This is a genomic window from Streptomyces bambusae, from assembly GCF_019400985.1.
In the GTDB taxonomy this organism is placed as follows: domain Bacteria; phylum Actinomycetota; class Actinomycetes; order Streptomycetales; family Streptomycetaceae; genus Streptomyces; species Streptomyces bambusae_A.
Genome location: NZ_WTFF01000470.1, coordinates 1 through 4,284, shown reverse-complemented (window position 1 = coordinate 4,284; position 4,284 = coordinate 1). Strand labels below are relative to the sequence as shown.

Genomic DNA, 4,284 nt, shown 5'->3' with positions numbered 1-4,284 from the left:
GCGCAGGGCGGCGGCCGCGGACCGGGCGGGGGCCCGGTCCGCAGCGGTGTCGTCCCGGGGCGCGGCGCTCGCGCCGACGGTGCCGGCCAGCAGCAGGGCTGCGGCGGCCAGGGCGGTACACGCCGCGCGGGCGTGTCGCTCGATCATGGGGACTCCTCGGTCCGGACGTGGGGGAGGTAGGGGGGAGGGCGGGGGAAGCTGGGGAAGGCGAGGGAAGGCGGGGGAAGGCGGGGGATCTGCCGACACCGTAGGAATCCGAACCGGGGTGCGGGAGCTGCCAGTCGGCCCCTCCCTTCGCGTTATGGCCGGGGGCCGGTGCGCTCCCCCGTACGGCCGACATGCGTTCATGCGCGCCCCGTCGGAGGATGGGGGCCTGGGGGGCACCTGAGGGAGGTACGAGAGATGGCAAGTGAAGGTGACCAGCAGCCCCAGTCCGAGGACCGCCCGACGAAGTCTTCGATCCTCTGGTCGGGCGGTGAGCGGGCCTACGACCCCGAGGACCTCGTCATGGCGACGGGCGCCGACCCGACTCCGGAGCGGGTCGAGAAGGCCCGGAAGCTGATCGAGAAGGAGGGTCCGACGGTCATCGAGCGCTACCTGCCGTAGCGCGGGGACCGTCGTACCGTCGTCCGCACGCGGCCGCGCACCCCGGACCGGGGCGCGCGGCCACACGCCGTGGCGCTACGTCGTGGAGCTACGCCGTGGAGCTACGCCGTGGCGCCATGCCGCGGTGTCACGTCCGGGCACCGTCGCTGCACGGGCGGTGCCCGTACGGTGCCCGGCGGTACTCCATGTGGCACGTTGTGTCACGTCTGCTTAGCTAGGGGCCATAGTCTGAAGTCCACGAAGGGACCGGAAAGAGCAATGCCCCAGGTCAAGCTGACCACCAACTTCGGCGCGATCGTGATCGACCTCGACGAGGAGAAGGCGCCGATCACCGTCGCCAACTTCCTGTCGTACGTCCGGAGCGGCCACTACGACGGGACGATCTTCCACCGGGTGATCCCCGGCTTCATGAACCAGGGCGGCGGCTTCACCGCCGACATGAACCAGAAGCCGACCCAGGCGCCGATCCAGAACGAGGCCTCCAACGGCCTGAAGAACAACAAGTACACGGTCGCGATGGCGCGGACGAACGCCCCGCACTCGGCGACCTCGCAGTTCTTCATCAACACGGCGGACAACGAGTTCCTGAACTTCACCTCCGAGACCATGCAGGGCTTCGGCTACGCCGTCTTCGGCGCCGTCACCGAGGGCCAGGACGTCGTGGACTCCATCGCCGCGGTCAAGACGGGCCGGGTCGGCGGACACGGCGACGTCCCGGTCGAGCCGGTCGTCATCGAGAAGGCCGAGGAGCTCTGAGGCTCCCCGTCGCGCCGCACCGGACGCCGTCCCGCTGAGCGGGACAGCGCCTCCGCGTGGGCGGCCCGGGCATGGTCGAGGACGGCCGCTGCCCGGGCCGCCGCACGCCCCGCGGGGTGCCAGCCCAGCAGGTGCCGCCAGACCAGCGGGGTGCCGGCCAGCGGCCGGGTCACCAGCCCCGGCGTCGCCGGGAAGGTCGCCCGGCACAGCCCCACCGCCCGCCCCACCTGCACCAGGTGCACGCAGGACGCCGTGTCGGTCTCGTAGACGCAGGCGGGCGTGAACCCGGCCCGGACACAGGCCGCGGCGAAGCAGTCCCCGAAGCAGCCGTCGCCCGGCACGTCGGTCCAGGCCTCCGCCGCCAGCCCGGCCAGCTCGATCTCGGCGCGCGGCGCCAGCGGGTGGTCCTCGGCGAGCATCACGTACACCGGGTCCCGCGCCACCTCCAGCCACGCCAACCGCCCCGGCTCGGGCGGCGCGCTCTCCCCGCACACCCCGAGCAGCGCGAAGTCCAGCCGGCCGTCGGCCACCTGGCGGGCGATCTCCGTCTCCGACCACGAGGTGTACGTCGTCACGCCCGCGCCCGGCTCGGCCCGCGCGAGCCGGTCGACCACCCCGCCCAGCAGGGGCCCGTGGGTCCCGCCGAGGCGGTAGCCGTCACGGCCCTGCCGGGCGAACCGGACGGCCTCCTCCTGGAGCTCGTACAGCGCGGGCAGCACCACCCGCGCCCGGTCCAGCACGAGCTCCCCGAGGGCGGTGGCCCGTACCCCGTCGCGGCCGCGCAGGAACAGCGCCCCGCCCAGCACCCGTTCGATCCGCTTCAACTGCGCACTGAGCGCCGGCTGGGCCAGCCCGAGGGCGGTGGCGGCCCGGGTCAGGCTTCCGGCGTCGGCGATGGCCTTGACGGCCTTGAGGTGCCTCAGTTCCAGATCCATACAAGGAGCTTGGTCCAGACCACGGCCCGGGCGCTACGGCGGGAACACGGAAAGGGCCCGGCGGTCAGCTGCTGAAGACCACCGAGCGGAGCCCCAGCCGCTCGCTGCCGCGGCCGGTGACCGGCCGCAGGGTGAACCAGTCCCCCTCGCAGCCGGGCTCGGTGAACACGGTCGCCGTCGCGCTCGTCCGATTCCGCGGCGAGTGGGCGGGGGAGCTGGCGCCGGGGTCGGCGACCTCGGGCAGGGTGATGCACTCCTCGCCCGCGGGGTCCTCGATCACTGCGACCTGCGGGCTGCCGTCCAGGCCGGTGTAGGTGTACTGGAACTCCCCGAAGGCGGCCGAGGCCGACGTAGGGAGGGTCAGGACGAGGGTCAGCGCACCGAAGGCGGCGAGGGTGGCGCGGCGCAGACGCATGGCGGAGGTCCCCTTCTCAAGGAGCGTCACAAGGCAACAACGAGCGAAAAGCGTGCAGTCACCACCCTTCCGCCGGACCGGAACCCAGGTCACGACCCACCCCGCGCCGAACCGATTCCGCATCCCCCGAACGGCCCATCCGCCTCACCCAGGCGGCCGCATCACCTCGGCGGCCGCATCACCTGGTGCGGGGCCGCCATGACCGTGGCCATGGCCATGGCGGTGCGGCATCAGGGCAGGAGCCGCGCGAGCTCGGCCATTTCCGCCTCGGGGTCCGCCACGGGCTGGATCACGAGCTCGTCGACCCCCGACTTCTCCAGTGCGTCGATCTGCCGTCCGATCTCGTCCCTGGTACCGATCAGACCGAACCTGTCCACCAGTGACGGCACGACGAGATCGCGGTCCTCGGCGGACAGCCGGCCGAGATAGTTGCGGTAGAGCGTGTGGTGGCGGTCGGGGTCGGTGGCGGTGGTACCGCGCAGATGGAGCAGGCGGTCGACGGCCGCGGACTCCTCCCGGGGCAGGGCCGCGCGGAAGGCCGGGTCCTCCACCGCGAGGATCAGTGCGCTCACCGCGATGTGCCCCATCGCGTCCTTGACGGCATCGCCGTACCGGTCCTCGCCGTCGGCGAGGACGTACAGGGAGGAGATGAGGTACGCATCCGTCTTCTCCGTCTTCTCCGTCTTCTCGCTGTGGCCCGCGGCCTGCGCCGCTGCCCGGCGGGCCTGGCAGAGCGCGGACCAGGCCGCGGGGGCGTGCAGCGCGAAGGAGATCATTCCTGTACCCAGGCGGCCGGCGACGGCGGCGACCTTCGGGCCGAAAGCAGCCACGACGAACTCCACCGGGTCCTCGGTGTTGACGTAGCCGCCGGCGTGCAGGAAGCGCACCCTGCTGGTCAGGGTTCCCTCGCGGTAGTCGGTCTCGCGGCCGGCGGTGAGGTCCTGCAGGGCGGCCGTGAACGACTCCAGCTCCGCCGTCTTCGTAGGCCGCATGCCCAGCGTGCGGCGTGCGGTGTTGCCGGTGCCGACCCCGCAGACGATGCGGCCGGGAGCGAGGGCGTTGAGACTGCTGAGCGCCGCCGCCGCGGCGGGCGCGGAGCGCAGCGCCGGTGAGGTGACCCCGATGCCGAGTCTGATCCGGCTGGTGGACTTGGCGCAGAGCGCGAGGCTGACGAACGGGTCGCCGTGGACCATCGGCGTGTCGTACACCCAGAAACTACTGAAGCCGAGTTCCTCCGCGCGGGCGGCCAGGTGCTCCAGACCCGGGCGTGCAGTCATGACGATGCCGGTCCGCATACTGACCCCTCTCGCCTGGCGGTGGCGCACCCACCGATGCTGCCACGGGCGGCGCGGCGGCGGGGGGACGCGAACGGGGCGGCGGCGGGGGGCGCGTTGGCGGCGCGGGGCCCGGGGCCCGGCGCGCGGGGCGGCGGGGAGCGGCCGTATCCGTTGCTCAGAGCCTCAGCAGCTCTCAGCATTCCGGGCATTTCCGCCCGGAAGGTCCGTCTCATCACCAGAGCGTGAGGGCTTCGGCTTGAGTACGGTCTCTCGTTTCCGTCTGCCGCTGGTGCGG

The 4,284-nt window shown here is 72.7% G+C and carries 4 protein-coding genes and 1 pseudogene; 2 read left to right on the top strand and 3 right to left on the bottom strand.

The features are described 5' to 3' along the window. Window positions 1-402: 402 nt before the first annotated feature. Both GPJ59_RS34160 and GPJ59_RS34155 read left to right on the top strand, forming a co-directional pair. Entirely contained in the window at window positions 403-606 is a 204-nt protein-coding gene (locus tag GPJ59_RS34160) for a hypothetical protein (RefSeq protein WP_219671863.1), read from the top strand. A gap of 258 nt (window positions 607-864) precedes the next feature. Next, a pseudogene (locus GPJ59_RS34155) lies at window positions 865-1,293 on the top strand (peptidylprolyl isomerase); the annotation flags it as partial. Here the strand turns inward: GPJ59_RS34155 and GPJ59_RS34150 are convergent. The 3 genes from GPJ59_RS34150 to GPJ59_RS34140 form a co-directional block, all read right to left on the bottom strand. Then, the gene (locus tag GPJ59_RS34150; RefSeq protein ID WP_308120641.1) at window positions 1,227-2,297 is read right to left on the bottom strand and encodes a LysR family transcriptional regulator; all 1,071 of its coding nucleotides are present in this window, start codon (window positions 2,295-2,297) and stop codon (window positions 1,227-1,229) included. The pseudogene GPJ59_RS34155 and the gene GPJ59_RS34150 sit on opposite strands and share 67 nt — an antisense overlap. A 64-nt stretch (window positions 2,298-2,361) precedes the next feature. After that, the gene (locus GPJ59_RS34145; protein WP_219671860.1) at window positions 2,362-2,712 is read right to left on the bottom strand and encodes a hypothetical protein; all 351 of its coding nucleotides are present in this window, start codon (window positions 2,710-2,712) and stop codon (window positions 2,362-2,364) included. Between the two features lie 230 nt (window positions 2,713-2,942). Continuing rightward, window positions 2,943-4,007 carry an LLM class flavin-dependent oxidoreductase gene (locus tag GPJ59_RS34140; RefSeq protein WP_219671858.1) on the bottom strand — a complete coding sequence of 355 codons (1,065 nt, stop codon included), beginning with the start codon at window positions 4,005-4,007 and terminating at the stop codon, window positions 2,943-2,945. Window positions 4,008-4,284 lie beyond the last annotated feature (277 nt).